General features: G+C 67.9%; 29 protein-coding genes. 12 read left to right on the top strand and 17 right to left on the bottom strand.

Annotated features, from left to right (window positions below):
• Positions 1-474: 474 nt before the first annotated feature.
• Together ABIB42_RS24735 and ABIB42_RS24730 are read right to left on the bottom strand one after the other, a co-directional pair.
• Positions 475-1,830, bottom strand: a complete 1,356-nt coding sequence (locus tag ABIB42_RS24735) for a DEAD/DEAH box helicase (RefSeq protein ID WP_005669478.1) — start codon at positions 1,828-1,830, stop codon at positions 475-477.
• Positions 1,831-2,083: 253 nt separating this feature from the next.
• Positions 2,084-2,863, bottom strand: a complete 780-nt coding sequence (locus ABIB42_RS24730) for an inositol monophosphatase family protein (protein ID WP_040777633.1) — start codon at positions 2,861-2,863, stop codon at positions 2,084-2,086.
• Positions 2,864-3,045: 182 nt separating this feature from the next.
• Here ABIB42_RS24730 and ABIB42_RS24725 point away from each other — a divergent pair, with 182 nt between their 5' ends.
• The 7 genes from ABIB42_RS24725 (at position 3,046) to ABIB42_RS24695 (ending at position 9,319) form a co-directional block, all read left to right on the top strand.
• Positions 3,046-3,807 carry an RNA methyltransferase gene (locus tag ABIB42_RS24725; protein WP_429249162.1) on the top strand — a complete coding sequence of 254 codons (762 nt, stop codon included), beginning with the start codon at positions 3,046-3,048 and terminating at the stop codon, positions 3,805-3,807.
• A gap of 47 nt (positions 3,808-3,854) precedes the next feature.
• The gene (locus ABIB42_RS24720) at positions 3,855-4,388 is read left to right on the top strand and encodes a hypothetical protein (RefSeq protein ID WP_429249161.1); all 534 of its coding nucleotides are present in this window, start codon (positions 3,855-3,857) and stop codon (positions 4,386-4,388) included.
• Positions 4,385-6,004, top strand: a complete 1,620-nt coding sequence (locus ABIB42_RS24715; RefSeq protein ID WP_273028380.1) for a GMC family oxidoreductase — start codon at positions 4,385-4,387, stop codon at positions 6,002-6,004. The genes ABIB42_RS24720 and ABIB42_RS24715 overlap by 4 nt, the downstream gene beginning before the upstream one ends.
• The gene (locus ABIB42_RS24710; RefSeq protein ID WP_005669486.1) at positions 6,001-6,975 is read left to right on the top strand and encodes an esterase/lipase family protein; all 975 of its coding nucleotides are present in this window, start codon (positions 6,001-6,003) and stop codon (positions 6,973-6,975) included. The genes ABIB42_RS24715 and ABIB42_RS24710 overlap by 4 nt, the downstream gene beginning before the upstream one ends.
• Before the next feature lie 75 nt (positions 6,976-7,050).
• Positions 7,051-7,920, top strand: coding sequence for a response regulator (locus tag ABIB42_RS24705; RefSeq protein WP_429249160.1), 870 nt, complete (start codon positions 7,051-7,053; stop codon positions 7,918-7,920).
• A 90-nt stretch (positions 7,921-8,010) separates the two neighbouring features.
• Positions 8,011-8,706 carry a TetR/AcrR family transcriptional regulator gene (locus ABIB42_RS24700; RefSeq protein WP_005669491.1) on the top strand — a complete coding sequence of 232 codons (696 nt, stop codon included), beginning with the start codon at positions 8,011-8,013 and terminating at the stop codon, positions 8,704-8,706.
• A 10-nt stretch (positions 8,707-8,716) separates the two neighbouring features.
• The gene (locus ABIB42_RS24695; RefSeq protein WP_429249159.1) at positions 8,717-9,319 is read left to right on the top strand and encodes a TIGR00730 family Rossman fold protein; all 603 of its coding nucleotides are present in this window, start codon (positions 8,717-8,719) and stop codon (positions 9,317-9,319) included.
• Here the strand turns inward: ABIB42_RS24695 and ABIB42_RS24690 are convergent.
• From ABIB42_RS24690 to ABIB42_RS24670, 5 genes are all read right to left on the bottom strand, one after another.
• Positions 9,271-9,654 (bottom strand): hypothetical protein, encoded by a 384-nt coding sequence (locus tag ABIB42_RS24690; RefSeq protein WP_005669493.1) that lies wholly within the window; start codon positions 9,652-9,654, stop codon positions 9,271-9,273. The genes ABIB42_RS24695 and ABIB42_RS24690 overlap by 49 nt on opposite strands.
• A gap of 228 nt (positions 9,655-9,882) precedes the next feature.
• Positions 9,883-10,983, bottom strand: a complete 1,101-nt coding sequence (locus ABIB42_RS24685; RefSeq protein WP_429249158.1) for a diguanylate cyclase — start codon at positions 10,981-10,983, stop codon at positions 9,883-9,885.
• A complete protein-coding gene (locus ABIB42_RS24680) occupies positions 10,980-13,703 on the bottom strand; it encodes a bifunctional diguanylate cyclase/phosphodiesterase (protein ID WP_429249157.1) in 2,724 nt (907 codons plus the stop codon). The genes ABIB42_RS24685 and ABIB42_RS24680 overlap by 4 nt, the downstream gene beginning before the upstream one ends.
• A 7-nt stretch (positions 13,704-13,710) precedes the next feature.
• Positions 13,711-14,169, bottom strand: a complete 459-nt coding sequence (locus ABIB42_RS24675) for a phosphate ABC transporter substrate-binding protein (RefSeq protein ID WP_429249156.1) — start codon at positions 14,167-14,169, stop codon at positions 13,711-13,713.
• On the bottom strand, positions 14,169-15,428 hold the full coding sequence (locus ABIB42_RS24670) for a hypothetical protein (RefSeq protein WP_429249155.1): 1,260 nt from the start codon (positions 15,426-15,428) through the stop codon (positions 14,169-14,171). Before ABIB42_RS24670 ends, ABIB42_RS24675 begins: the two co-directional genes overlap by 1 nt.
• A gap of 250 nt (positions 15,429-15,678) precedes the next feature.
• Here ABIB42_RS24670 and ABIB42_RS24665 point away from each other — a divergent pair, with 250 nt between their 5' ends.
• On the top strand, positions 15,679-16,062 hold the full coding sequence (locus tag ABIB42_RS24665; protein WP_005669501.1) for a hypothetical protein: 384 nt from the start codon (positions 15,679-15,681) through the stop codon (positions 16,060-16,062).
• Here the strand turns inward: ABIB42_RS24665 and ABIB42_RS24660 are convergent.
• The 4 genes from ABIB42_RS24660 to ABIB42_RS24645 form a co-directional block, all read right to left on the bottom strand.
• Positions 16,059-16,574 carry a M48 family metallopeptidase gene (locus tag ABIB42_RS24660; protein ID WP_005669502.1) on the bottom strand — a complete coding sequence of 172 codons (516 nt, stop codon included), beginning with the start codon at positions 16,572-16,574 and terminating at the stop codon, positions 16,059-16,061. The genes ABIB42_RS24665 and ABIB42_RS24660 overlap by 4 nt on opposite strands.
• A gap of 79 nt (positions 16,575-16,653) precedes the next feature.
• Positions 16,654-17,010, bottom strand: a complete 357-nt coding sequence (locus tag ABIB42_RS24655; protein WP_005669504.1) for a KGG domain-containing protein — start codon at positions 17,008-17,010, stop codon at positions 16,654-16,656.
• A 151-nt stretch (positions 17,011-17,161) separates the two neighbouring features.
• Positions 17,162-17,566: a phasin family protein gene (locus ABIB42_RS24650; protein ID WP_005669506.1), complete on the bottom strand. Its 405-nt coding sequence runs from the start codon at positions 17,564-17,566 to the stop codon at positions 17,162-17,164.
• A 64-nt stretch (positions 17,567-17,630) separates the two neighbouring features.
• Positions 17,631-18,662 carry an NADP-dependent oxidoreductase gene (locus tag ABIB42_RS24645; RefSeq protein WP_005669508.1) on the bottom strand — a complete coding sequence of 344 codons (1,032 nt, stop codon included), beginning with the start codon at positions 18,660-18,662 and terminating at the stop codon, positions 17,631-17,633.
• A gap of 115 nt (positions 18,663-18,777) precedes the next feature.
• On the opposite strand from ABIB42_RS24645, the gene ABIB42_RS24640 reads away from it, so the two are divergent.
• A complete protein-coding gene (locus tag ABIB42_RS24640; RefSeq protein WP_005669510.1) occupies positions 18,778-19,320 on the top strand; it encodes a YaeQ family protein in 543 nt (180 codons plus the stop codon).
• A 14-nt stretch (positions 19,321-19,334) separates the two neighbouring features.
• Here the strand turns inward: ABIB42_RS24640 and ABIB42_RS24635 are convergent, their stop codons facing one another.
• Complete coding sequence (locus tag ABIB42_RS24635) at positions 19,335-20,105, bottom strand: head GIN domain-containing protein (protein ID WP_429249154.1); 771 nt, start codon at positions 20,103-20,105, stop codon at positions 19,335-19,337.
• A gap of 182 nt (positions 20,106-20,287) precedes the next feature.
• Here ABIB42_RS24635 and ABIB42_RS24630 point away from each other — a divergent pair, with 182 nt between their 5' ends.
• The 3 genes from ABIB42_RS24630 to ABIB42_RS24620 all read left to right on the top strand — a co-directional run bounded on the left by ABIB42_RS24630 (position 20,288) and on the right by ABIB42_RS24620 (position 22,462).
• Positions 20,288-20,770, top strand: coding sequence for a DMT family transporter (locus ABIB42_RS24630; RefSeq protein WP_005669514.1), 483 nt, complete (start codon positions 20,288-20,290; stop codon positions 20,768-20,770).
• 69 nt (positions 20,771-20,839) lie between these two features.
• The gene (locus ABIB42_RS24625) at positions 20,840-21,961 is read left to right on the top strand and encodes a type IV pilus twitching motility protein PilT (RefSeq protein WP_005669515.1); all 1,122 of its coding nucleotides are present in this window, start codon (positions 20,840-20,842) and stop codon (positions 21,959-21,961) included.
• 39 nt (positions 21,962-22,000) lie between these two features.
• Positions 22,001-22,462 (top strand): hypothetical protein, encoded by a 462-nt coding sequence (locus ABIB42_RS24620; RefSeq protein ID WP_219863470.1) that lies wholly within the window; start codon positions 22,001-22,003, stop codon positions 22,460-22,462.
• 80 nt (positions 22,463-22,542) lie between these two features.
• Here the strand turns inward: ABIB42_RS24620 and ABIB42_RS24615 are convergent, their stop codons facing one another.
• From ABIB42_RS24615 to ABIB42_RS24595, 5 genes are all read right to left on the bottom strand, one after another.
• Positions 22,543-23,304, bottom strand: coding sequence for an SDR family NAD(P)-dependent oxidoreductase (locus tag ABIB42_RS24615; protein ID WP_005669517.1), 762 nt, complete (start codon positions 23,302-23,304; stop codon positions 22,543-22,545).
• Between the two features lie 158 nt (positions 23,305-23,462).
• Complete coding sequence (locus ABIB42_RS24610) at positions 23,463-24,731, bottom strand: c-type cytochrome (RefSeq protein WP_429249153.1); 1,269 nt, start codon at positions 24,729-24,731, stop codon at positions 23,463-23,465.
• On the bottom strand, positions 24,728-25,447 hold the full coding sequence (locus tag ABIB42_RS24605; protein ID WP_005669519.1) for a c-type cytochrome: 720 nt from the start codon (positions 25,445-25,447) through the stop codon (positions 24,728-24,730). Before ABIB42_RS24605 ends, ABIB42_RS24610 begins: the two co-directional genes overlap by 4 nt.
• An 89-nt stretch (positions 25,448-25,536) precedes the next feature.
• Positions 25,537-26,154 carry a 3'-5' exonuclease gene (locus ABIB42_RS24600; RefSeq protein WP_005669520.1) on the bottom strand — a complete coding sequence of 206 codons (618 nt, stop codon included), beginning with the start codon at positions 26,152-26,154 and terminating at the stop codon, positions 25,537-25,539.
• Positions 26,151-26,663, bottom strand: a complete 513-nt coding sequence (locus ABIB42_RS24595) for a ProQ/FINO family protein (RefSeq protein WP_005669521.1) — start codon at positions 26,661-26,663, stop codon at positions 26,151-26,153. Before ABIB42_RS24595 ends, ABIB42_RS24600 begins: the two co-directional genes overlap by 4 nt.
• Positions 26,664-26,939: the final 276 nt, after the last annotated feature.

Below are 26,939 nucleotides of genomic sequence, written 5' to 3'. Positions count from 1 at the left end.
GACAGCAAAACACCAATTCTGGCGCTCAAAGAATGGCAGAAAAAGCGCCCCGAATTATTTGTCAAACGGGTTTATGAACAGGCGGGACTTGACAAGTAAGTTACTGATGGAATGCCTGCCCCAATACCTCTCTATCAGTAAATTTGATTAGGGCTATTGGTCAATAATTTGACTCTGACCCTCATTAATTCGAAGGCTGAAAATGATGCGGGGATAAGGTTTTAATGAAAACTGGCAGAAAAATTGGCGAGGTGAAGCGATATTCCCGAAAAGCGGGCGACTCAAGAGATTCTGGAGAACAAATTAATGAGGGTCAGAGTCGAATTAAATGACAACATTCGAAAGTTGTCACTTAATTCGACTCTGACCCTCATTATTGGGTAATAACTTGGATGAAACAAGTTGAGGGTTAAGTCGGAGAATTGGGTGGTGTGACAATCTTTCCCAATAATTCGACTCTGACCCTCGGTGGGATTAGCGGTCGCGGCGGACGGCGGAGGCGGGGCGGGGGCCGCTGTGGCGCTTCGCGGCGGCGGCGGGGGCGCCGGTGCCGGAAGTGCGCGGTTTGCCGCCACCACTGCCGCCGCCACCACCACGGCCGCCGCCTGGACGGCCGCCGCGGTTCGCGTGGCCCGGGGCGCCGCTGCGCAGCTGGATCGGTTGCGGCTTGGCGTTCAGGTCGGGCTCGAAGCCAGGGATCACTGCGCGCGGCAGGGTCTGCTTGATCAGCTTCTCGATGTCCTTCAGCATCTGGTGCTCGTCCACGCAGACCAGCGACACCGCCTCGCCCGTCGCGCCCGCACGGCCGGTACGGCCGATACGGTGCACATAGTCTTCCGGCACGTTCGGCAGGTCATAGTTCACCACGTGCGGCAGCTGGTCGATGTCGATGCCGCGCGCCGCGATGTCGGTGGCCACCAGCACTTGCAGGCTGCCATCCTTGAATTCCGACAGCGCCTTGGTGCGCGCCGACTGGCTCTTGTTGCCGTGGATCGCCATCGCGCCGATGCCGTCCTTGCCCAACTGTTCCACCAGCTTGTTGGCGCCATGCTTGGTGCGCGTAAACACCAGCACCTGGTGCCAGTTGTTCGACTTGATCAGGTGCGCCAGCATCGGGTGCTTCTTGTCGCGGTCCACCGGGTGGATTTTCTGCGCGATCACTTCCACGGTCGAGTTGCGGCGTGCGACCTCGATCGATTGCGGATTGTTCAGCAGGCGGTCGGCCAGCGCCTTGATGTCGTCCGAGAAGGTGGCCGAGAACAGCAGGTTCTGGCGCTTCGGCGGCAGCAGGGCCAGCACCTTGCGAATGTCGTGGATGAAGCCCATGTCCAGCATGCGGTCGGCTTCGTCCAGAATCAGGATTTCGATCTTCGACAGGTCGACCGTGCCCTGGCCCGCGTGGTCCAGCAGGCGGCCCGGGGTGGCGACCAGGATGTCGACGCCGTGCTTGAGCAGCTTGATCTGCGGATTGATGCCGACGCCGCCGAAAATCACGGCCGAATTCAGGTTCGTGTACTTGCCGTACAGGCGCACGCTTTCCTCGACCTGGGCCGCGAGTTCGCGGGTCGGGGTCAGCACCAGGGCGCGGATGGCGCGCGGCGCGGTCTTGTTGCGCTGGGCGGCGCCCACCGCGTCGTTCGACAGGCGGTGCAGGATCGGCAGGGTGAAGCCGGCGGTCTTGCCGGTGCCGGTCTGTGCGCCGGCCAGCAGGTCGCCGCCGTTCAGGACGGCGGGAATGGCCTGGCTCTGGATCGGCGTCGGGGCGGTATAACCTTGTTCGGTCACCGCGCGCACGATCGCGTCAGAGAGACCAAGTGAAGAGAATGACATAGATTTTTTCAGTAAAAAACGGCCCGTCGCCACAGTGGCGGCAAGTCCTGGAAATCGGGTTGATGCGGGCGCGCAATCAAGCGCTCGCCCGGACGCTGCCGCGCAAGCGGTCAGCAAGGATTATAGTGAAATTAGTTTCACCATAGAAAGTTTTTACGCCATTACTATGTAATGTTTTGTAAGACGCCTGGAAAAGCAAACGGGCCACTGGCAAGCGCAGCCTGCCAGTGGCCCGACTAGTACGGCCGTTATTTTACGCGAAAGGCGAAAGCAGCGGGACCAGCGCGCCGAAAACCTTCGGGCCGGCGGCGATCACGTCGCCCTTGTTCAGGTATTCGGACTCGCCATTGAATTCGCCGACGATGCCGCCGGCCTCGGTCACCAGCAGGGCGCCGGCCGCGATATCCCAGACCTTGAGGCCTTTTTCGAAATAACCGTCGATGCGGCCGGCCGCGACGTTCGCCAGTTCCAGCGCCGCCGAACCGCCGCTGCGCACGCCGTGGCTGCGCGAGGCGACCACTTCGTACATGCGCAGGTATTCGGCCAGCGCGCGTGGGTCGGGACCGTGGCCGGCCGACAGCAGGGCGCGGCCGATGCGCTCGGTGCCGCGCACGCGGATGCGCTTGTCGTTGAGGTAGGCGCCGGCGCCCTTGGTCGCGGTGAACAGGTCGTTGCGGACCGGGTCGTAGACCAGGCCATTGGTGATCACGCCGCGCTGCTTGAGCGCGATCGAGATGCAGTAGTTGGGATAGCCGTGCAGGAAGTTGGTGGTGCCATCGATCGGGTCGATGATCCACACGAATTCACTCTCGTCGTTCAGGTTGCCGGATGCGCCGCTTTCTTCCGCCAGGATGGCGTGGGTCGGATAGGCCTTGAGCAGGGTCTCGACGATCGCTTGTTCCGCCGCCTGGTCGACGTCGGTGACGAAATCGTTGTGTTGCTTCTCGGAGACGACGATGCGATCGATATCGAAGGACGCGCGGTTGATGACGGTGGCGGCGCGGCGGGCGGCCTTGATGGCCGTGTTGAGCATTGGGTGCATGGAGGCTTTTCCGTGAAAAACGCGAACGCCCACTCACGCACCTTGGGGCGTCGTGAACGATCAGCTATTGAAGAGTGATTAAAGAGCAGGGCAGTGCCGAAACGGCTACAATCGCGGGCTTGTTCCCGTTATCACAAAAAACCGTCCGCACTGCGCGATGGTCGCTATTGTAAATGAACCCGACCCAAACCGACACTTCTCTTTTCAATCGCCTTCGCTTCGTCCTGGTCGAGACCAGCCGCGCCGGCAACGTCGGCTCGGTGGCGCGCGCCATGAAGACGATGGGGTTCAGCGACCTGGTGCTGGTCGCCCCCAGGTGCGAGAACCCGCTGACCGACCCGGAAGCGGTGGCCTTCGCCAGCGGCGCCATCGACGTCCTGGGCCAGGCCCGCATCGTCGCCGACGTCCAGCAGGCGCTGGACGGCTGCAACTTCGCCGCCGCCGTCTCGGCCCGCCTGCGTGAATTCTCGCCGCCGGTCTGGACCCCGCGCGCCTTCGCCGCGCACGCGGGCAGCCAGCCGGACCTGCGCCCGGCCATCGTGTTCGGCAACGAGCGGGTCGGCCTGCCGAACGGGATCGTCGAAGGCTGCAACGTCCTGATCAACATCCCGGCCAATCCCGATTACTCGTCGCTCAACCTGTCGCAGGCCGCCCAGGTGCTGGCCTATGAAGCGCGGCTGGCGGCGGTGGGCGACGGCGTCGAGGCGCGCGGCGTGGGCTTTCATGGCGAGAGCGCCAGCGTCACGCAGGTGGACGGCATGTACGCGCACCTGGAACAGGCCCTGGTGGCGATCGACTTCCTCCACGCCGACAACCCGAAGAAACTGATGCCGCGCCTGAAGCGCCTGTTCGCGCGCACCGGCCTCGAGACCGAAGAAGTCAACATCCTGCGCGGCATCGCCAGCGCGATCCTGAAGGCCAGGCCGCCTCGCTGAACCGTATCGTCCCGGTCCCTGCTTGGTGCATGTCGTACACTAGGGCCATGGCGAATCTTCCCCGCACCTCTCGCAGGACCTTCCTGGCCGTGGGTGGCCTGGCCGCGCTGGCGCTGGGCGCCGGCGGCGCCTGGTACCGCGCCACGCACACACCGGCAGCGCACCGCTTCGCCCTCGACGGCGAGGCGCGCGCCGCGCTGCACGCGATCGCGCCGGCCATCCTCGACGGCGCGCTGGCCCACGATCCTGGCCGCCGCGCGCAGCAGCTGAAGAGCGCCATCGACGCCGTCGAAGCCGCCATCCACGGCCTGCCGCAAGCCACGCAAGAAGAAGTGCAGGATTTGTTCGGCCTGCTGGCCCTGCGCCCGGCGCGGCGCCTGCTCACCGGCGTGCCGACCGGCTGGGAGAGCGCCGACATTGCCCATGTCAGCGCCTTCCTGCAAGACTGGCGCGTGCACCGCCTTGGCATGATGCGCAGCGCCTACGGCGCGCTGCACGACCTGGTGCTGGGCGCCTGGTACGCCCAGCCGGCCAGCTGGGACGCCATCGGCTATCCCGGTCCGCCAGGGGTGCCGGCATGACGGCCCGGATTCCCGATCCGATCGAGGCCGGCGTCAAGCGCGGCTGGCGCACGCTCGACGCCTCGACGCTCGAGCACGACCGCACGCTGGAAGCCGACGTGGTCATCGTCGGCAGCGGCGCCGGCGGCGCCATCAGCGCCGAGATCCTGGCCAGATCGGGCCTGTCGGTGATCGTGGTGGAAGAGGGCCCCCTCAAATCCTCGCGCGATTTCCGGATGCGCGAGGCCGACGCCTATCCCGACCTGTACCAGGAATCGGCCGCGCGCAAGACGGCCGACAAGGCCATCAACATCCTGCAGGGCCGCGCCGTCGGCGGCTCGACCACGGTCAACTGGACCTCGAGCTTTCGCACGCCCGAACCGACCCTGGCCTGGTGGCGCCGCCACTACGCCCTGGACCACGCCACGCCGGACGAGCTGGCGCCATGGTTCGCCATGGCCGAGCGCCGCACCGGCGTGGTCGACTGGCTGGTCGGTCCGAACGAGAACAACGACATCCTGCGCCGCGGCGCGGCAAAGCTCGGGATTGCGAGCGCCGCCATCCGTCGCAACGTGCAGGGCTGCTGGAACCTGGGCTACTGCGGCATGGGTTGTCCGACCAATGCCAAGCAGTCGATGCTGGTCACCAGCATCCCGGCGGCGCTCGACCACGGCGCCACCCTGGTCACGCGCGCCCGCGCCGAGCGCCTGCGGCTGCGCGGCGAGCGGGCCGAGGAACTGGTTTGCGCCGCCCTCGGCGCGGACGGCGTGCTGCCGAACGGGCGCCAGCTGCGCCTGCGCGCGCGCCACTTCGTGGTCGCGGGCGGCGCCATCAACACCCCGGCGCTGCTGCTGCGCTCGCAGGCGCCCGATCCCAGCGGCCAGCTGGGCAAGCGCACCTTCCTGCACCCGACCTTGATCTCGGCCGCTTTCCACGAGAAGCGGGTCGAGGGCTGGGCCGGGGCGCCGCAGAGCGTGTACTCCGACCACTTCCTGTCGCAGGGCCCGATCGACGGCCCGATCGGCTACAAGCTCGAGACGCCGCCGTTGCACCCGCTGCTGGTGGCCACCATGATGAGCGGTTTCGGCGAGCAGCACGCGGCGGCGATGCGCGACTTCGCCCACCTGGGAGGCATGCTGGCGCTGCTGCGCGACGGCTTCCATGACGAGTCGCCGGGCGGCGTGGTGCGCCTGCGCGCAGACGGCAGCGGCGAGCTCGATTACGGCCTGAACGACTACCTGTGGGATGGCGCGCGCCGCGCGCTGCTGTCGATGGCCGAGATCCAGTTCGCGGCCGGCGCCCGCGCCGTGCAGCCGGCGCACGAGAAGGCCCAGCGCTACCGTTCCTGGGCCGAGGCGCGGCGCGAGATCGCGGCCCTGCCGCAGCGCGCCCACGTCACGCGCGTGGTCTCGGCCCATGCGATGGGCGGCTGCGCCATGAGCGGCGACGAGCGCCGCGGCGCGGTCGATCCCGCCGGCCGTTACCGTGGATTGACGAACGTGTCGGTGCACGACGGCTCGCTGTTCCCGACCTCGCTCGGCGCCAATCCGCAACTGACCATCTACGCCATCACGGCGCGCCTGGCGAGCGGCCTGGCGGCCAGCCTGACGGGCCGCCCGGCGGCGGCGCTGGCATGAGCTCGCGCACCCTGCTGCGGCTGATCCTGCTGGCGCAGGCGCTGGCGGCGCTCGCCATCTGCGCGGCCGGCATGCGTTGGCTCGGGCTTGGCGGCTGGCAGGCCGCCGCGCTGGGGCTGGGCAGCGTGGCGCTGGTGCGCCTGCTGATCAATGCCAACAACTTCCTGCTGGCGGCGCGCGCCGCCAGCCCGACGCCGCCCGCGTTCAGGGTCGCGCCGGGCGCCGCCTTGCGCATGTTTTGGGAAGAGTTCAGCACCAGCATGCTGATGACCTCCTGGCACATGCCGCGCGCGCGGGCGTACACCCGCATCCATCCCGGCGGGGCGGCGCCGCCGGTGCTGCTGGTGCACGGCTACGGCTGCAACAGCGGCTACTGGGACCATCTGACGCCGCTGCTGGTTGCGGCGCGCATCAGCCACGCCACGCTCGACCTGGAGCCGCTGACCGGCGACATCGACGGCTATGCCGCGCGCATCGAGGAAGCGGCGCAGCAGCTGTGCGCGCAAGCCGGCGCGAGGCAACTGGTCGTGGTCGCGCACAGCATGGGCGGGCTGGCGGCGCGCGCCTGGATGCGCACCCATGGCGCGCAGCAGGTGGCGCGCCTGGTCACGCTCGGCACGCCGCACCACGGCACCTGCCTGGCCGCCTTTGGGCTGGGCATCAATGCGGGCCAGATGCGGCGCATGGGCGTGGCCGGGCCCGAATGCGCGTGGCTCGCCGCGCTTGCGGCTGGCGAAGCGCCCGAGGTGCGCGCGCGGATCGTCTCGATCTACAGCCACCACGACAACATCATCGCGCCGCAGACCTCGAGCGAACTGCCGGGCGCGCGCAACCTGGCGCTGGGTGGCGTGGGCCACGTGGCGCTCGGCCGCAACCCGCGCGTGCTGGCCATGGTCATGCGCGAAATCGAGGCCTTGCGTAGCGACCGTGTGGCGCCTGCCGCGACGCACCATCGGCATGGCATCCCTTAGCTGGCTCACGACTGGCTCACGGCGCCGCCGCCGCGTGGTAAAGTGGTCACAACATCGCATTCCCGGAGCGCCATCGTGGCCCGTATCCTCATCATCGAAGACAACCCAGCGAATATCGAGCTGATGTCGTTCCTGCTCGGCGCCTATGGACACACGCCGCTTTCCGCCGCCGACGGCCCGCGTGGCGTGGCCGCCGCGCGCAGCGAGCGCCCCGACCTGATCGCCTGCGATGTCAACCTGCCCGGCATGGATGGCTTCGCGGTGCTGGCCGCGCTCAAGACCGAGCCTTCGCTTGCCGGCGTGCCGATCCTGGCCGTGACCGCGCTGGCGATGGCGGGCGACCGCGAAAAGGTGCTGGCCGCCGGCTTCGACGGCTACGTCAGCAAGCCGATCGAACCGGAGAGCTTCGTCGCCGAGCTCGAAGCCTTCCTGGCTGCCGCGCCGGCCGCCGCGAGCGCGCCCGCATTGCAGCCCGCATCGCAGCCCACATCGCAGCCCACATCGCAGCCCGCGGCGGCGGCCCAGTCCGCGCCCGCGCCCAAGCCCGGCGCCGCGCCGGCGGAGCGCACGCTGCTGCTGGTCGACGACGACCGCTTCATGCTGGGCGTGCTGAACGACATGCTGGCCGGCCAGCCCTACCGCGTGCTGAGCGCCTGTTCGGGCGAAGAAGCGCTCGAGGTGCTCGACCACGAAGCGGTCGAGGTGATCCTGTGCGACCAGGCCATGCCCGGCATGCGCGGCACCGAAGTGCTGGCGCGCGCCGCCGCGCGTTATCCCAAGACCGTGCGCCTGATGCTGTCCGGCCAGCCCGACCTCACCGAGATCGAGGCGGCGATCGCGAGCGGCGTGGCCGACGACCACTACGTCAAGCCGCTGGGCGCGCGCACCCTGCGCGAACGGATCGACGAGGCCTTCCGCCTGCAGAGCCAGCGCGGCGCCGCCTGAACGGGGCGGGGCGATCGGGCCGATCGAAAGATTCATCGAACGACCGTTCGATGTTATCCTTGCGGGAATGCACTATTAACTCCGGCCTACATGCAACAAAAAGCCCCGCGCCGCACCCGTGAACGCATCCTCGAGCTCTCGCTCAAGCTGTTCAACGAGTTCGGCGAGCCCAATATCACGACGACCGTCATTGCCGAGGAGATGAATATCTCGCCCGGCAATCTGTATTACCATTTCCGCAACAAGGACGACATCGTCAATTCGATCTTCGTCCAGTTCGAAGCGGAGATCGAGCGCGTGCTCGCGGTGCCGGCCGGGCGTCGCTCGAACATGGAAGACGTGTGGCTGTACCTGCACCATATGTTCAAGCTGATCTGGCGCTACCGCTTCTTCTACCGCGACCTGAACGACCTGCTGTCGCGCAACCGCAAGCTCGAACTGCACTTCAAGGCCATCCACGCCCACAAGATCAAGGTCGCGCGCCAGCTGTGCGAAGACCTGCGCAGCGAAGGCTCGCTCGAGGCGTCCGACCAGCAGATCGGCGCGATGGCGACCAATATGGTGGTGGTGGCGACCTACTGGCTGTCGTTCGAGTACGTGCGCAATCCGCGCAAGTACAGCGAGCAGCAGGCCATCGCCGACGCGCTCGCGCGCGGCTGCTACCAGGTGCTGTCGATGGTCGGCCCCTACCTGCGCGGCGAGACCCGGGTGCTGTTCGAGAAGCTGTCCGACGATTATCTTCAAAAACTGTCGGCCGACGCCAAGCCGGGCGCCGACTTCTTCTGAGACTGACACGATGAAAACCCTGGCCGTGTATTGCGGCGCCGCGCATGGCGCCAACCCATTCTACGCCGACGCCGCGCGCGCCCTCGCGCGCGCCATGGTCGAGCACAATATCGCCCTGGTCTACGGTGGCGGCAAGGTCGGCCTGATGGGCATGATCGCCGACGAAGTGCTGCGCCTCGGCGGAGAAGCCACCGGCGTGATCCCGCGCGCGCTGGTCGAGCGCGAGGTCGGCCACGCCGGCCTGACCCGCCTGTTCGTGGTCAAGGACATGCACGAGCGCAAGGCGATGATGTCGGACCTGTCGGAAGGCTTCATCGCCATGCCGGGCGGGATGGGCACCCTGGAAGAGCTGTTCGAGATGGTGACCTGGGCCCAGCTGGGCATCCATGCCAAGCCGATCGGCCTGCTGAACGTGAACGGCTTCTACGACGGCCTGCGCGCCTTCGTGCGCCACCAGGTGCAGGAAGGCTTCGTGCGGCCCGAGCACGAAGGCCTGATGGTGGCCGAGAGCGATCCCGATGAGTTGATCCGGCGCCTGCGCGCGGCGGCGCCGGCGCCGGCCGTTCAGGCCGCGGTCGAGGCCGACGCCGAGGCCAGGGGATTGCGCGGGTAAGCGCCGTAGCCGGCCAGCTCGCTCAGGAAGCCGCGCTCGAGATAGCCGGGAATCTTGTCGTACTCGGCCAGCACGCGGGCGCGGAACTCGGCGTGTTCATGCCAGCGCTCTGCCTCGATGCCGAAATGATTGACCGGGCAGCCCGACAGCGCCAGGCCCGGCCAGTGGCGCTCGAGCGTCATCAGGTAGCGCCGCATGGCGCAAGCCTTGCCGATCGCCAGCACGCTGCGCACGCTCGCCAGGTCCAGCTGCGCAGCCAGCGCGGCGCGGCCGAGCACCACGTTCTCTCCCGTATTGGTGGCCGCCGTTTCCAGCACCAGGGCCGACCGTGGCATCCCCAGTTCGACCAGGCGCGCGACACCAGCAGCACGCGGAACATGCCGCGCTCCCACCGGTCGTGGGCGGCGAGGCAGAATTCTTCCACGCCGTGGCGAGTGCCGAACAGCAGGCCGACGTCGCAGGCGCGCAGCGGCAGCTCGGGCATGACGTAGGCGGCGATGGCGGACAGGTCGGGGTGCATGCCCCGATTCTACCCCGACTTCAGCCCGTCCTTTGCGCGCAATTCAGGCCACCTCGATCCGGTCGCGTCCCGCGGCCTTGGCCCGGTACAGCGCCTTGTCGGCGCGGCTGATCGCGTCGGTGAACGGCTCGCCGGCGCGCCGTTCGGCCAGGCCCGCCGAAAAACTGATGCGGCGCGCCGGATCGAGCCCATCGACCCGCAGCGCGTGCACGTGGTCGGCCATGCGCTCGAGCACCTGGCGCGCGTCGTGCGGCGCGGCGTCCGGCAACAGCAGCAGGAATTCCTCGCCGCCCCAGCGCGCCAGCGTGTCGTTCGCGCGCAAGGCGCCGCGCGCGGCGCCGGCGAACTCGCGCAGCACGGCGTCGCCCAGCGCGTGGCCGTGGCGGTCGTTGACCTGCTTGAAGAAATCGATGTCGAGCAGGGCCACGCAGCTGCGCGCGCCGGGCGGCTGGCGCCGTTCCTCGGCGCTCAGGAGTTCGTTCATGTGGCGGCGGTTGGCCAGGGCCGTCAGTTCGTCGATCGTGGCCAGGGTGCGGATGGTCTCCAGGGCTTTTTCGAGTTCCTGCTTCTTGCGCTTCATGCGCCGGCGCAGCTTGGTCATTTCGCTCGACAGCAGGGCGGTGGACAGCAGGGCCGCCGCCATGTAGCCGAAGTTCATGGCCTCGACCTCGGGCGGGTGGCGCAGCGGGTCGGCGGCCTGCAGCCACCACATGACGGCGCCCATGCCGGCCAGCGCGACGGCCGACAGGAACATGGTCTGGCGCGGGCGCAGGGCGATGGCGCAGAAGGCGACGATCACCACCGTCATGCACAGCAGGGCGGCGCGCATCGGCCCGGCGATCGCATACGAGGCCATGCCGCAGCCGATCGCGAACAGCGACTGCAGCATCGCCAGCACCCCGGGCGCCAGGCGCAGCGCCGCGCTGAAGCGGATCAGCGCATAGAAGACCAGCGTGCCGCCGGCGGCGGCGATGGCCAGCGCCAGGGCCGGCGCCTGCGGCGTGTGGCCGGCCGCCACCTGGCAGGCCAGCAGCAGGATCCCGGCCAGGTACAGCAGGCTGGTGGCGATCCAGTAATTGAGCATGCGCCGCAGCGTGGGCTCGGCGCCGAGCAGGACGCTGGTGGTGTCGCGCACCGGCTTCATGCCGCGCCCCCGTGGCTGTCGGCCAGCAGGCGCGCCAGCGCCTGGGCGGGCAGCGGGCGGCTGAACAGATAGCCCTGCATCTCGTCGCAGTCGTTGGCGCGCAGGAAGTCGCGCTGCTGCTCGGTCTCGACGCCCTCGGCGATCACGCGCAGGTTCAGTTTATGGCCGAGCGAGATCACGGCCAGCGCGATCGCCTGGTCGTCGGCGCGGTCGGCCAGGTCGGCCACGAACGACTTGTCGATCTTGAGGCGGCTGATCGGGAACGATTTCAGCGCCGACAGGCTCGAGTAGCCGGTGCCGAAATCGTCGATCGAGAGCGACACGCCCATGGCCTTCAGCTCGCGCATCTTGTCCACCGAGCGGCCCAGGTCGCGCATGATCAGGCTTTCGGTCACCTCGACCTCGAGGCCTTCGGGCGGCAGGCCGCTCGCGCGCAACGCGTCGGCGACGCGCTCGACCAGGCGCTTGTCCTCGAACTGACGCGCCGAGACGTTGACCGACATGCTGACCGGCGGCAGGCCGGCGGCTCGCCAGGCGACGCTCTGGGCGCAGGCGGTGCGCAGCACCCATTCGCCGATCGGGACGATCAGGCCGCTCTCTTCGGCCAGGCCGATGAAGCGCTCGGGCGAGACCTGGCCCTGTTCCGGATGGCGCCAGCGGATCAGCGCCTCGACGCCGAACAGGCGCCCCGTGCGCAGGTCGACCTTGGGCTGGTACAGCAGCTCGAACTGGCAGGGGCCGGCGTGATCGGCGGCGCAGGTGTCGAGCGCGTCGCGCAAGCCTTCCAGCAGCACCAGCTTCTCGTCGATGCTGGCGTTCATCTCGCTGGCGTAGAACTGGACGTTGTCGTTGCCCAGCTCCTTGGCGCGGTACATGGCGACGTCGGCGTGCATCATGAGGGCGTTGGCGTCGACGCCGTCGCGCGGATAGAAGGTCACGCCGATGCTGCAGCTGACCTGCACTTCCTGGCCCTCGACCAGCACCGGCTCGGTGACCGCCTGGCGCACCCGCTCCAGCAGCGGCGCGATGGACGCCGGCTCGCCCGCCAGGGCCGGCAGCAGGATCACGAACTCGTCGCCGCCGAAGCGCGCCAGCGTGTCGCCCGCGCCCAGGCAGCGCGCCATGCGCGCGCCGACCACCTTCAGCAGGGCGTCGCCGGCGTTGTGGCCGAGGGCGTCGTTGACCAGCTTGAAGCCGTCGAGGTCGATGAAGGCCAGGCCCACCGCGCCGCCGTCGCTGGCGGCGGCGCCGATCGCCTGTTCCAGGCGCTCGCGCAGCAGGCTGCGGTTGGGCAGGCCGGTCAGGTCGTCATGGTGGGCCAGGTGGCGGATGCGTCCTTCGGCCAGCTTGCGTTCGGTGATGTCGCGCACGATCACCACCACGCCGCCCTCGACCGCGACCGCCTGGCGGTACAGCCAGCGCTCGCCTTGCGGGAGCGCGCGCGCCAGCCATTCGGTTTCGTGCGTGACGCCGCTCAGCGCCACCGCGGCCAGGTCGGCGAAGATGCCGGCGCTGAAGGCCCCGGGCAGCATCACCGACATGCGCTGGCCGGCGAGCTGCTCCTTGCCGAGGCCGGTGAGCTGCTCGGCGCGGCTGTTGGTGGTGACGATGGTGAAGTCGGCCACGCGTCCGCGCGGATCCATGATGCTGCGCAGGACGAAGAAGGCGTCCGGGCTGGCCTCGGACGCGGCGGCATAGGTTTCATGGGCCTGGCGCTCGCGCCGGCGCGCCTTGGCCAGCTGCCAGGACCAGGCGCTGACCAGGATCACCACGGCCACCAGCAGGGCGCTGCCGGCGCCGGCGCCCAGCAGCCAGGCGCGCCGCTGCTGGCGAAAGCGCGCCATCTGTTCGCTTTCCGACAGGCCGGCCACCGCCAGCAGCGGGAAGCCGCCCAGCGGCCGGCTGCTGGTGTAGCGCGTCTCGCCATCGATGCGGCAGGCGCGCAGGCCGACCATGTCGGTGGGGCCGGGCGTGTAGGACTGGCCCCAGGAGACCTGTTCGCCGACGCGCAGCGCGCGCACCACGCCGTCGTTGCCGACCAGGCCGAGCAGGCCGCGTTCGCCCTGGCGCGAGCGTTCGTACGAGCTGGTGAAATAGGCCGGGTCGACCGCGACCACGGCCACGCCGGCGAAGCGGCCGGCGGCGTCGTCGATGCGGCGCGTGAAATGCAGATGCGGCTCGGCGGCGCCGGGATGGGTGATGGCCTGGCTCACATAGGCCTGGTCGTGCCGGCTGTGGCGGTGGAACTCGAAGTAGCTGGCGCCGGCCAGGTCGCGCGGGCCGACGTCCGGGTTGCTGGCCACCACGCGCCCGTGGCTGTCGGTGATCTCGACCTGGAACACCAGGCCGGGCGGCAGCAGGCCCTTGGCCGCCAGCGCCGGCAGCGCGCCGGCCGGGCCGTTCTGCTCGACCGCGTATTTCAGCACGCGCAGGGTCTGGTCGATATTGCTCAGGCTGCGCGCCATCTGCGCCTCGTAGGTGTCGAGCAGCTCGTGGGTGGCGTCGCGCGCGGCGGCGGCGGCGGCGCGGCGTTCGGCCTCGATCACGTGCAGGGTGCCGAACCACATGGCGCCGAGCAGGCACAGGGCGAACAGCGGCAGCGAGATGTGGGTCTCGAGCGCGAGGGCGAGCCAGCGCGCGGGCGCGCCGCGCCGCGCCTGCGCGCGGGGAGCGGCAGATGCGGCCGGCGCGGCCGGCGTGGTGGAGGCGAGCGTGTTCATCGCGACCTCACGGCAGCACCAGCACGGCGCGCACCGAGGCGTCGAGCGCATCGCGCCCGATATAGCCGATCATCGCCGGATTCTCGGCCACCAGGCGGCGCACGCCGGCGTCGCCGCTGGCTTCGCGCGGGGGCTGGCCGCGGCCGGTGAACACCATCTTCGACCAGTGCGCCTTGAGCAGGGCCGGCGTCTTGCCGGTGAGTTCGCGGTAGAAGCTGTCGCGCTGCGACGCGCCGAGCTGCTGGTCGACGGCGACCGCCTGGGTGCCGTCCGGGAAGCGGCTGGCATGGCCGAGGAAGATCGCGGCCACCTGGTCGGCATTGATGGCCGCCACCTGGCTGCGGCTGGAGACCACCACCACCAGTTCGGCCGACGCGTTGGCGCAGGCCAGGCCGAGGACGAGGACGAGGCCGAGGGTGGCGGGCAGGCGCCGCCAGGATGGCAGGGAGCGGGAAAGCGCGCGCATCAGAACACGAAGTCCATGGCCACGCTGCCGACGTGCAGCGCGCGGTCGGGACGCAGGTCGGGCTGGTTGTTGATCAGAGTGCCGCGCGAGCCTTCGCGCGGACGCACCCGGTCGAGCTGCAGCTTGAGCGCGATATTGGTCGCTGCATCCCAGCGCAGTCCCGCGCTCCAGGTGGACTGCACCGGGATCGCCGCCAGGAAGCCGTTCAGGCCGGCGTTGATCCGGCCAGCCGCCGCGGCCAGCGGCGGCGCCAAGCCTTCCAGCGGCAGTCCGGGATCGCGGGTCGGGACGTCGGCGCGCACCTGGGCGTAGCCGGCATACGGCGTCAGCGCGCCGCGGCGCAGGCCCGCGCCGACATACATCGAGGTGCCGCCGCCCAGCAGCGAATCGGTGCGGGTGCGCCCGCACTCGGCCGTCACGAACCACGCGCCCGGATCGACACTGACGCCGATGCTGACCATGGAGACGCGCTTGTTCCTGATCTCGTAGCGGTCGGCCAGCGCTTCGCCGGCCGGCCCGAAGCCCCGCAGCACCGCGAACAGGTCTTCTCCGATGGCGGTGTTCAGGCGCCCGCTGGCGGCCGACAGGCGCGCGCTGAGGGCGCCGCGTTCGATGCTGTGCGACAGGCCGACGATGTCCTCGGCCTTGATGCGCAGCCCGTTGCGCAGGTCCTGGTTGGTGCGGCCGGCGAATACCTGGGTGGCGTGCAGCACCGGGCCCGTGCTCCAGCGCCAGGTGGCGTCGAGGCCGTCGCTGCTGGAAATCGGCAGGGAACCGTAGACTTCGACCGGGGTGCGCACCCAGGGGATCGTGTAGCCGACCTTGCGCGATTCGGCGCCGAGGAAGACGGGCAGGGCGATGCGGCCGGCGCGCACTGCCAGGTCGGGCGTGAGCTGGTATTTCACATTCGCCCATTCGAGCTGGGGCGTATAGCTGCCGTCCAGCCGCTGCTCGCTGATCACCTGCAGCACGCCCGACCAGGCGCCAAGATTGACGTCGAGCTGGGCGCCGAGGCGGCTGTCGACGTCGGGACTCCAGGCCCGCGTATGGCCGGCGCCGTGGGCGCGCAGCACCGAGGCGGTGAAGTCGGCGCTGCGCGAGCTCGAATACACCGCGCCCAGCGTGCCGAAGCCGGACAGCCTCCATACGGGCGCGGCCGGCTCGCCCGGCGCGTCGGCGCCGCTGGCGTGGGAGGACAGGATGGCGAGCGCGCACGTTGCGAACGCGGCGGACAGGCGCTTGGTATGTTGCTGAACCATGTGATTGTGAGTGGCCGGAGGCGGAGGAAGGCCTCGGGATGCGGCAATTCCGAGTGTGAGGACTGTATCGGAGCCAGTTCGCGAAGTCGAGTGACCGGCGGTTTGAAATGTGTTTGGACGAAACGTTCGTTGTTGCAGGGCAACGATGACGGCTGGCCGCGGTCGCCATGGGCATCGGAGACACGCGCTGTGTCAAAACAGGCTAGGATGACAGGATGGCATGCCGCCACGTTTTCCTGGAAAGGTTGGAATGAAGCGTTTATCGATCATCATCCTTGCAACCCTGGCCGCCGCCACACCGGCGCTGGCCGCGGACGAAGCGTTCTGCACCTCGATGTGCGCCTCCGAGCAGCGCGAATGCCGCGCCAGCGCCCAGGCGCTGCCGCTGGAGCAGCGGCTGACCGGGTCGACCGCGGAATACCGCAACCCGTTGGCGCGCACCGCCCAGGGCGCGGTGCCGGGCCAGGCGACCCGCGCGCTCGATGCCGCCGGCGACAACGGGCGCCGGATGGCGCGCCTTGGCGCCTGCGACACGGCGCTCCAGCGCTGCACGCGCAGTTGCGCCGCGCAGCCGGATGGCGCGCAGAGCTCGCCGCTGCGGCAACCGCCGGTGTCGCCGGCGCAGTCGAGCTAGTCGCCGCTCCACAGGCGCTCGCCGGACAGGTCGAGCCAGGTCAGGTACAGGCGCACGTCGAACTCGAGCTGGTGGTAATCCGGCTCCATCCAGCAGCACAATTTGTAGAACGCCTTGTCGTGTTCTTTTTCTTTCAGGTGCGCCAGTTCGTGCACGGCGATCATGCGCAGGAAGGGCAGCGGCGCGTCGCGGAACAGGCTGGCGATGCGGATCTCGTGCTTGGCCTTCAGGCGCGAACCCTGGACCCGCGAAATGGCGGTGTGCAGGCCCAGCGCGTGCTGGATTACCTGGATCTTGCTGTCGAAAGCGACTTTCGAGACCGGCGCGGCCTGGCGCAGGTAATCGTCCTTGAGATCTTGCACATAGTCGTACAGGGCGCGGTCGGTGCGGATGCCGTGCGGCTCGGGATAGCGCCTGCGCAAGGTGTCGCCAAGGCGGTTCTGTTCGATCAGCCCGCTGACCTGGGCTTGCAGGGTGTCCGGGTAGGCGGTCAGGTATTTCAGGGTAGGCATAAGCCCGGCAATGTACCACAGGGGCAGGCCCGCCGCGCAGGCCGCGCCGGGACCGCCCCGTAGTCGGCTGCCAGCCGCGCTAGCTTTCTTCTCCCTGGCGATTGCCCTTTTGCGACGAGGCAGCCGCCGCGGCCGCGGCGGCTGCCGCGCGCTGGGCCGATTGCCGGCTTTCGCCGCCCTTGCGGCCGATGTCGGCCATATGGGCCCGGTTGCGGCTCACGGCCTCGCCGCCCTTCTGGCCGGCGCGGCGCGCTTCTTCGGAATCGAATTCGTGCGCCGTGCCTTTCTGGTGGGCCGCCTGGCCCCCTTTGCTGGCGATCTCGCGCTGCTGGTTCTGGTCCATCGCCGCGAAGCCGCGCTTGGCGGGCGGCCCGCTCTTCTGGGCACTGCCCTGACTGCTGCTGCTCTTTCCTCCGTTCTCCTTGCTGGTCGCCATGTCGATCTCCTTGTGCCCGTGGGGCTGTCAGTTGTAGAGGCCGTACGCTATGCATGAACGCACTTGGAGCCATCTCAGGCTGCGCTCGTGCGTTTAGAGAAACGTGGTGAGCGTTAGTTCCGCCCCGTCGCCATACGGCGTGCCGGCCCGCTCAGGCGGCGCGTTTCGCGGGCGCCGGGGCCAGCGCGGCCGCGTGGCCGAGGCCGGTCTGGGCCTCGGCCATCACGCCCATCAGGCCCTGCTGCCACGCGCGCACGTGTTCGCCCAGCGGCTGCCAGCCGCGCATCGCGGTGGGGGCCAGTTGCAGGGGATCGGTGCAGGCGGCGAGCTGGCGGCCGGTGTCGAGCGCGGTCTCGACGAAGTGGCGCGCCATCTGCAGGTTCAGGTCGGTCAGGCGCGCCAGCATTTCATGGCTGCGCTGCGACAGCGTGGCCAGCAGGCTTGCCTGCGCGCCCAGCTGCGCGGCCAGTTGCGTATTCAGCGGCGTGCCCGCCTGCGTGCCGAACTGGTCCTGCAGCGCCGGGTTGGCGAAGAAACTTTCGAAAGGTGACAGCATGGCGGCTCCATGGAGGAAGGGCGGGGCGCCCTGACCTGTACGACCGTGGAGCCGGCGACAAGTTCTAGGCGTCCGCCACTTTCAGCACCAGCTTGCCGAGGTTGCGGCCTTCGAACAGCATCAGGAGCGCTTGCGGGAACTGCTCGAAGCCATCGACCACGTGTTCATGGCTCTGGATCGCGCTCGTCTTGAGCCATTCGCCGAGCTGGGCCACGGCCTCGGGATAGCGCGCCGCGTAGTCGAACACGATCATGCCTTCCATGCGCGCGCGGTTGACCAGCAGCGCCAGGTAGTTGGCCGGACCCTTGACCGGCTCCGTCACGTTGTACTGCGAGATCGCGCCACAGATCACGATGCGCGCCTTCATGTTGATGCGGGTGAGGACGGTGTCGAGGATGTCGCCGCCGACGTTGTCGAAATAGACGTCGACGCCCTGCGGGCAATGCTGCTTGAGCGCGGCGCCGACCTGGCCGGCCTTGTAGTCGATGCAGGCGTCGAAGCCGAGGCGGTCGACGACGAAGGCGCATTTGTCGGCCCCACCGGCGATGCCGACCACGCGGCAGCCCATCTGCCTGGCGACCTGGCCCACGGTCATGCCGACCGCGCCGGCCGCGCCCGACACCACCACCGTCTCGCCGGCCTTGGCCTGGCCGACTTCGCGCAGGCCGAAGTACGCCGTCATGCCGGGCATGCCCAGCAGGTTCAGCCAGGCCGTCAGGGGTCCCACGTGCGGATCGATCCTGGCCAGGTTGGCGGTCTTGTCGTCGGCCGGGCCGGACCAGTAGCGCTGCACGCCGGTGCCGCCCATCACGTAATCGCCCACCTTGAAGCGGGCCGAGCGCGATGCCACCACCACGCCGACGCCGCCGGCGCGCATGACTTCGCCGATCGCCACCGGACGGATATACGATTTGCCTTCGTTCATCCAGCCGCGCATGGCGGGGTCGAGCGACAGGTACAGGACCTTGACCACGACCTCGCCCTCGCCCGGGTCAAGCACGGCCTGTTCGTGGAACTGCCAGTCTTCGCGCCTCGGCAGCCCGACCGGGCGCGCGGCGAGCAGGAACTGCTGGTTCGGAGGGAAAGCATTGGTCATCGCGGTCTCCATGTTCGGTAAGACGGTCAGTCTATACCGGCTGGGAACCCGGCGGTCGCCGCGCATGCGACAATAGCGGGTTTTCATCCTCCAGCACACACAAGCGCACGCAACAATGGCTCTCAAAGCGACCATCTACAAGGCCGACCTGTCGATCGCCGACATGGACCGGAACTACTATCAGGAACACAGCCTGACCATCGCCCGGCATCCGTCCGAAACCGATGAACGCGTGATGATCCGCCTGCTGGCCTTCGCCCTGCACGCCGATCTGGCGCTCGCCTATGGCAAGGATTTGTTCGACGTCGAGGAGCCGGCGCTGTGGCTGAAGGACCTGACCGGCGCCATCCAGACGTGGATCGAGGTCGGCCAGCCGGACGAGAAGCGCCTGCTGAAGGCGGCCGGCCGCGCCGAGAAGGTGGTGGTGTACAGCTATAGCGCGACCAGCAGCATCTGGTTCAAGGGCCTGGCCAACAAGATCGAGCGCGCCAGGAATGTCAGCGTGATCAACATCCCCTCTTCGACGAGCGCGCAACTGGAAAAGATGGCGCAGCGCTCGATGCAGCTGCAGTGCACGATCCAGGACGGCCAGGTGTGGCTGACCGACGGCACGGACACGGTGCAGGTCGAGCGCGAAGTGCTGCGCGGCGCCCTGTAAGCGCCGCTGCCGGATCAGTTCGGGGCGTCGCCCAGTCGGCGCGACTTGCCCGAGCCGGCGACCGAGCTGCGCAGCTGCGGGTCGCCATAGTACTTGACGTCCCCCGAGCCGGCGATCGACATGCTCAGTTCGCGCCGGGCCCAGACCGTCACGTCGCCCGAACCGGCGACGCTGATGCTGGCGCTGTCGGCGGCAACCTTGCCCAGGTCGACATTGCCGGAACCCCCGATCGACACCGACACGTCGCGCGCCTTGCCGCCATTGGCGCGGAAGTCGCCGCTGCCGCCGACGCTGACCGACACTTTTTCGGCGTCGATGCTCGCGACCCGGATCTTGCCCGAGCCGCCCAGGTTCACGCGCAGGGTCTGGGCGCGCAGCGCCTCGGCATCGATGGTGCCCGAGCCGCCCAGAGACAGGCGCTCGATCTGGCGCGCGTTGACGACGATCTTCATCGTGCGCGCGCGCAGGTTCATATTGCGCTTGGTCGGGCGGATGCGCAGCACGCCGTCGTCGACCTCGCTCTCGATCAGGCGCTGCAGGTTGTCGTCGGTCTCGATCGTGATGCCTTCGGTATTGCCCATGCGCAGTTCGAGCTGGGCCGGCAGTTCGAGCGCGATGCCGGTGAAGCGCTCGACCTGGCGCGCCTGGCGCGTCACGCTGCCGCTGCCTTCGACTTTTTCGCCGCCGAAGGGCCAGGCCATGACGGGCGTCGGCGCGGCGACGCAGGCGAGGGTGGCGGCCAGCAGCAGGGTGCGCGCGGCAAAGGATGGTGTGAAGGCTGGCATGGGTGGGCTCCGTGATTCGTTGGTATGGCAGCCATCCTAGCCAGCCGGGCGCATCCGGAAGAGCCGTTTGCGACGAATTGCAGCTTGCCGGGGATGAAATGCATGAACACGCGACGGGGCGTGCCGACGCGCCGGCCCGGAATGCACTAAAATCGTGCGTTTTTTTGCCAGGACGTACGGAGATGAACCTGATTTTATTGGCGGCGGCATTCTGCATCGGCGTCGCGATGTCGGCGCAGGCCGCGGTGAACAGCCAGTTGGCCCACTCGATCGGGACCAATTCGATCATGGCGGCGTTGATCTCATTCAGCTGCGGCACGGTGGCGCTGCTGGTGATGGCGCTGGCCAAGGGGGGCGTGGCAGGCCTGGGGACGACCTTGACCGCCTTGCCGTCCCAGCCGGCCTGGAAATTCCTGGGCGGCTTCATGGGCGCGGCCTTCGTGCTCGGCACCGTGTTCCTGGCGCCGCGCATCGGCCTCTTGACCCTGGTGGTGCTGGTGATCGCCGGTCAGCTGCTCAGTTCGATGGCGATCGACCATTTTGGCCTGATCAATATGGCCAGGCGCGAGGTGTCGCCGGTGCGCTTGACCGGGGCGCTGGTCGTGGCCCTGGGGGTGACGATCACGGTGTTTGGCGATCGCATTGTTGCGAGTTTGTCACGCTGACGATATTTTTACTCTGGTGCAACATTCCAGTTCTATAATGACTGGAAATCGTTTTTTCTCCAACACCAGATGGAATACCACCAGTCCTCGCAGATCCCGACCCTTTCGTACATCGAAAACGAAGACCACCCGGTGTTCGAGACCCTGGTGCAGCAGATCCTGCACCTGCTGAACTCGAAGCTGGTGTTTTCGGACATCATCATCCACCAAAACAGCCCGTTGATGCTGCGCCAGCCGAAAGGCCTGGTGGCGGTGACCGATTCGCCGATCACGAAGGAAGAGCTGGAAGAATTCTTCGACGTGATCGAGCCGAACTGGCCGCAGCGCATCGCCTCGCGCGCCTTCGACCGCTCGATCGACCTGCATACGGCGCGCATACGCGCCAACTGCTTTCGCTTCCAGGGCGGCAAGCGCATCGGCTGCGTGATCCGGCGCTTTCCGAAGGAGCCGATCGCATTGTCCGACCTGGGCCTGTGGGACGACGAGCGCGAGTTTGCGCGGCTGACCAGTGGGCTGGTGCTGATCATCGGCGACACCTGCCAGGGCAAGTCGACCACGATTGCATCGATCCTGGACGAGATCAATCGCCAGCGTTCCGGCCACATCATCACCATCGAAGATCCGGTCGAGACCCTGATCCCTCAGCGCAAGTGCATCATCACGCAGCGCGAGGTGGGGGAGGATGGCGACGTCGAGAGCTATTACCTGGGGGCGCTCGATGCGCTGCGCGAGCGGCCGGACGTCATCGTGATCGGAGAAATTCGCGATGCGCAGACGGCGCAGGAGGCGCTGGCGCTGGCCGAGTCGGGGCCGCTGGTGCTGGCAACCCTGCATGCGCGCTCGACCGAGCTCGGGCTGCAAAAGATGTTGCGCCTGCTGGGTAATTCGGAGGCGCAGGCGCAGGCATTGGCGCATGCCTTGCGCGGCATCCTGTGCCAGGCGCTGCTGCCGTCGGTCGAAGGGAATCGCTACTATCTTGCGACCGAGTGTCTGACGCCGAGTCCGGCGGTCGTGCGCATGCTCGAGGCGGGGGACCTGGGCGGCATTCGGGCGCAGATGAACAAGGGGATCGATGCCGGGTGCCACACGATGAATGCGTCGCTCGAGGGGCTGTTGGCGGCGCACAAGGTGCGGGTCGAGGATGCGCGCAATGCGACCACCGACCGCGTGGCGTTCGCCGACATGGTCTGATCGACGAGCGGAAATGTCATTGACGACCAGAAAAGCCCGGTGACGTACTCCCGCTTCGTGTCCAGTATCCTGGCCGGTCTGGCGCTGGCGGGGACCGTGCAAGCTTCGCCTTTGGTCAGCTTTTTTCCTCGTGAGAACCTGGGGCAGTTCCTGGCCGAGAAATTCGACCTGGCCACCATTCGGAGCTCATTCGGACCGCGCCGCACTCCCGGGTTACGTACGTTCGCCGACTTTGGCATGAGGCCGAGCAAGGCGACGGACGACACGCTTGTGTTCGATACTGCGGGGGATTGGTATTACGAACTGAAAATCCTGTCTCGACGGGATGTCAACAAGGACGGGATCGAGGATCTGGAAGTGTGTTTTATCGATCGCGCCATGAATGGCGGAACCTATCAGGCATCGTCAGCACTGTTGATCACGCGTTATTCGGCAGATGGCTATGCGGTGGCCTTGAGCTATCGTGTCGGCGACGATGCCTGCCTTGATCAAGCCAGATAAGGCCTTGAGTGGCGTGCGCCATCGGATGGCTGGCGCCCACCGCATATTGTCCGGCGAGAGCGGGATTTCTGGACCGATGCTTACTGCGGCGGCTGTCCGTTGGAAGCCATCAACCCAGCATCCACCGGCAGATTCACCCCGGTGATCAGGCGCGCATCCTCGCTCGCCAGGAACGCCATCGCCGCCGCCACGCCTTCCGGATCTTCCGGCGCGCCGAGCGGCATGCGTTCCCTGAACTTGGCGACCAGCTCGGGATCGGCCAGCATGTCCTCGGTCATCCTGCTCACCGTGAAGCTCGGATTGACCGCGTTCACCCGCACGCCATCCTTCGCCGCATCCATCGCCATCGCGCGCACCATATTGCTGACGGCGCCCTTCGACGTGTTGTAGGCAAACAGATTCCAGTCGCCGCCAAGGCCGGACACCGACGAGGTCATGACGATCGACCCGTGCACCTTTACCAGCTCGGGCATCGCCGCCTTGGCCATGTGATAGTAGCCGCCGACATTGACCGCCATGACGCGCTCGAAGTCTTCCTCGCTGGTCTGCGTGATGTCGCCTTCGGTCGCCATGCCGGCGTTGTTGATGAGGATATGCAGCCCGCCGAAGCGGTCGACGGCCGCCTTGACGGCGGCGCTCGCGGTGTCCTTGTCGGCGGTATCGCCGACCTGCACGAGCACGCGGTCCTGGGGCAGGCTGGAGGCGGCCTTCTTCAGCGTGTCGCCATCGATGTCGAGCATCACGACGCGGGCGCCTTCGTCGAGGAAGCGGCGGGCAGCCGCCAGGCCGATGCCGGAGGCCGCACCGGTGACCAGCACGGTTTTTTCGTTGAAACGGTTCATCCTTGTCCTTTCGGGCCGGCTCACGGGGGCGCGATTGCGCGCAGGCCGCCGAAGTGAGCCTGATCAGTTGACGGAAAATTGGTCACGACGATAGCACGCCCATACGTGCACAGCCGTTCGGTTCTGGCAGGCAACGGTGGAGGACGTCGCTACGCGCTTCAGTCGCCGGTGATCGCCCGATACCGGTTGACTTCGACCGCAGTCACGGGCGGCGCCGCATTGCCCCAGCTGGCCCGGATCCAACTGAGCACCGCCGCCACCTGGGCATCGTCCAGCTCGTGGCCGAACGGCGGCATGCCGTAGGGGCGCGGATTGCCCTCCGTCCCGGGCGGGAACCCGCCATTGACCGTCATGCGGATCGCGTTCACGGCCGGGCTCAAGGTCACGGCGCGGTTTCCCGCCAGCGGCGGATAAGCCGGCAGCTTGCCCCGTCCATCGTCGCCATGGCATTGCGCGCAACTGGCCTCGTAGATGCGGCGGCCCTCGAGCAGCACCTGCTCGTCCGCCGGGGGCGCGCGATCCGGCCGCTGCGCAGGCGTCGCCGGCAGTGATTGCAGATAGCTCGCCATCGCCCCCAGATCGTCCGGCGTCAGGTGCTGCAAGCTGCGCGCCACCACTTCGGCCATCGGCCCGGTGGCCGAGCCGCGCGGCGAGATGCCGGCGCCGAGCAGCGCCACGATGTGTTCCCTGTCCCAATCGCCCAGTCCAGCCTCGCTGCCGGACGTGAGCGACGGCGCATACCAGCCCAGCGTCGGAATCAGGCCGCCATCGAGCCCTTCCTTGTTGGCGCCAAACCGGTTGCGCGTGCTGTGGCAGGCGCTGCAATGTCCCAGGCCCTCGACCAGGTAGGCGCCACGATTCCACTCGACGCCGCGCGCCGGTCGCTCCTCATGCACGCCGGGCCGGAAGTACAGCAGGCGCCAGCCGGCCAGCAGCACCTGGCTGTCGTAGGGGAAGCCGAGTTCGTGCGGCCGGTTCGGCTGGCGCTGTGGCGCCAGGCTGCGGAAGTAGGCGAACAGGGCGTCCGAATCGGCGCGCGTGACCTTCGTGTAGTTCGTGTAGGGGAAGGCCGGGTAGAGCAGGCGGCCATCCCTGCCGATGCCGTTGTGCAGCGCGTTCCAGAAGTCGTCCGCGCTCCAGTCGCCGATGCCGGTTTCAGTGTCCGGCGTGAGGTTCGGTCCATAAAAACGGCCGAACGGCGTATCGAGCGCGCGGCCGCCGGCGTAGGCCACGCCGCCGCGCGCCGTGTGGCAGGCGATGCAGTCCCCGGCCCGCGCCAGGTAGGCGCCGCGTTCGATATTGGCTGGGTTCAAAGCATAGGCGGCCGGAGAACTCGATGGAATATGCTCGGCGCGCGGCCAGGCCAGCGCCACCGCGGCCACGACGAGAACGACGATAAGGAGGAGGGCAATCCGCAAGGTCTTCATCGCGCCTCCGGATCACTGCCGCAGGCCAGCGGCAAGGGACGCGCGATGGCGTCGGCCGGGCGCGGGTCAGGCGGCATCGGCTGCGCCGCCAGCCAGCCCGAAATGGCAGAGACATCCTCCAGCGACAGGCGGGCCGTGATGTCGGCCATGCAGTCCGGTGCGTGCGCGCGCCGCACCTTGTTGCGCCAGGCGCCGAACTGCGCGTTGACGTAGTCGCGCGGCAGGCCGAGCAGGCCCGGGATGTTCGGTTGCACGCCGGTCAGGCGCGCGCCGTGGCAGGCGACGCAGGCCGGGATCTTGCGCGCGGCGTCACCGTCGACCACGAGCCGGCGCCCGCGTTCGAGCGCAGCGGCCGACAAACCGGATGGTTGTGGGGGCAGCACGGTCGGCGGCAGGGCCGCGAAGTGCTGGGCGATCTCGCGCAGATAGGCGTCGGGCAGGTGGTCGACCAGGTAGGTCATCAAGGGATACTGGCGCCGGCCGTCGCGAAAGTTCAGCAGCTGGTGATACAGGTAGCCGGCCGGCTTGCCCTGCAGGCGCGGATAGAAGCTGTCGTTGACCGGGTTGCCGCGCCCATCGACCCGCGCATGACAGGTCGCGCAGGCCAGCAGGCGCTGGTCGAGGGTGTCGGGGACGGTGTGCGGCGCCGCCCTGGCCGTGCAGGCCAGCGCGCCGAGCAGGGATGCGAAGAAGAGGCGAAGGCTTCGTGATCTCATGGACTCCCACCGGCATCGAAGATGGTGAGAATGATATCGCGAATTGCCGAGCCTGACTCCCTCTTTTGGTGCGCGGGCTTCGATGCGCCTCAGGCCGGCGGATTCGCCTTCCATTGGCGGTAGATCTTCAGCGCCGCATGCGCATCGTCGGCCGCATACTGCAACTGCTTGTCCGACAGCCGGGGCAGGGCCCAGTTGGTGGTGGTGATGCGCTTGGACTTTTGCAGGCGCTGGCCGAAGAAGCGCTCGACGGCGCTCCGCGCGCCGAGCGGATTCCTTTCTCCGCGCCGGCGCAGCGCCGTCGACAGGTCGAGCACATTGCGCAGCCCGATGCCGAACTTGGACTTCAGGCGCTTGACGTCGTCGCCCAGGCCGAAACCCACCTTCAGCACGCGCTCGTCCTCGAGCACGGGCTTGAGCACGGTGACCGCCAGCGCCATGCCGGCCGGGGTCGCGGTCTGGAACAGCCAGGCCGTGTCCAGGGTCGCGAGCTGCACCAGGTGCGGCCCGGTCGAGACTTCTCCCTTGGCGAAGGTCGGCTTGGATTCGGTGTCGAAGCCGATCGCGTCGCTGGCCAGCAGGTCGGCCAGCGCCTCGCGCGCGTCCTGCTCGCTGCGCACCAGGCGCACCCGGGCCAGATCGATGCCGACGTAGGGCGGCAGATCGGGCGGCAGGTCGTCCTCGGGGATCCCGGGCTCCGCGCTCAATTCTTCGAGAATTTGGACGCCAGCGCCTGCAGTTTTTCCTGGCGCTTGCGGTTGTTTTCTTCTTCCTGTGCGGCTTCGCGTTCGGCCTTCTTGCGCTCGGCTTCCTTCTTGAAGCGCTGCTGCAGCTGTTCCTTGGCGTGCAGGCGGTGCGCTTCGGGCACTTCGGCGCCCGCGGTGCCGTCCAGGTCGTGGCGCACTTTCGCCTTTTCCATCGCGCGCAGGTAGCGCATCGAACCGGTATGGATGCCCAGGGCGGCGCGCATCACCTTCTTGTCCAGGCCGGGCATGCGGGCCAGCAGCTGCTTGTCGATGCCGATCGACAGCGGCAGGCAGTCGCGGAAGGCTGGATACTCCTGCTGGAGTTGCTTGAGCAGCGCGCGCGCCGACAGGCCCTGCGCCGGCGCGGCGGCCGGCGCTGCGGTAGCTGGCGCTTGCGGCTGCTGCGCCTCCGGAGTGGTGGCCGGATTGGCGTTCGTGTCGACGGACTCTGCAGGGGTATTGGTATTCATTGACTTCATGGTAAGAACAGGATTGCGAAGGATAGCACGGCGCTCGGGCGCGCATTGTACTAGTTCTCATTATAAATGTTGGGAAACTTATAGCAGGGGGAAGCGCCGGCGCATGAAATCGTGTATCATCCGCCTCTTGCCTTGAGTCCGGCTTGCGCCGGCGCAGACACGCCCAGCAGCTTGCACGGACGGCATGTCAGGGTGGCGCTATGTGAATTGTGTATATCCCTTATCGGATCTATCAATTATCACCAAAACTTGCATTGGGGCATAATA

Source organism: Massilia sp. UYP32 (assembly GCF_050434365.1).
GTDB lineage: Bacteria > Pseudomonadota > Gammaproteobacteria > Burkholderiales > Burkholderiaceae_D > Telluria > Telluria timonae.
Note: the sequence above shows the minus strand (reverse complement) of the source record. Positions and strands in the feature narration are given on the sequence as shown.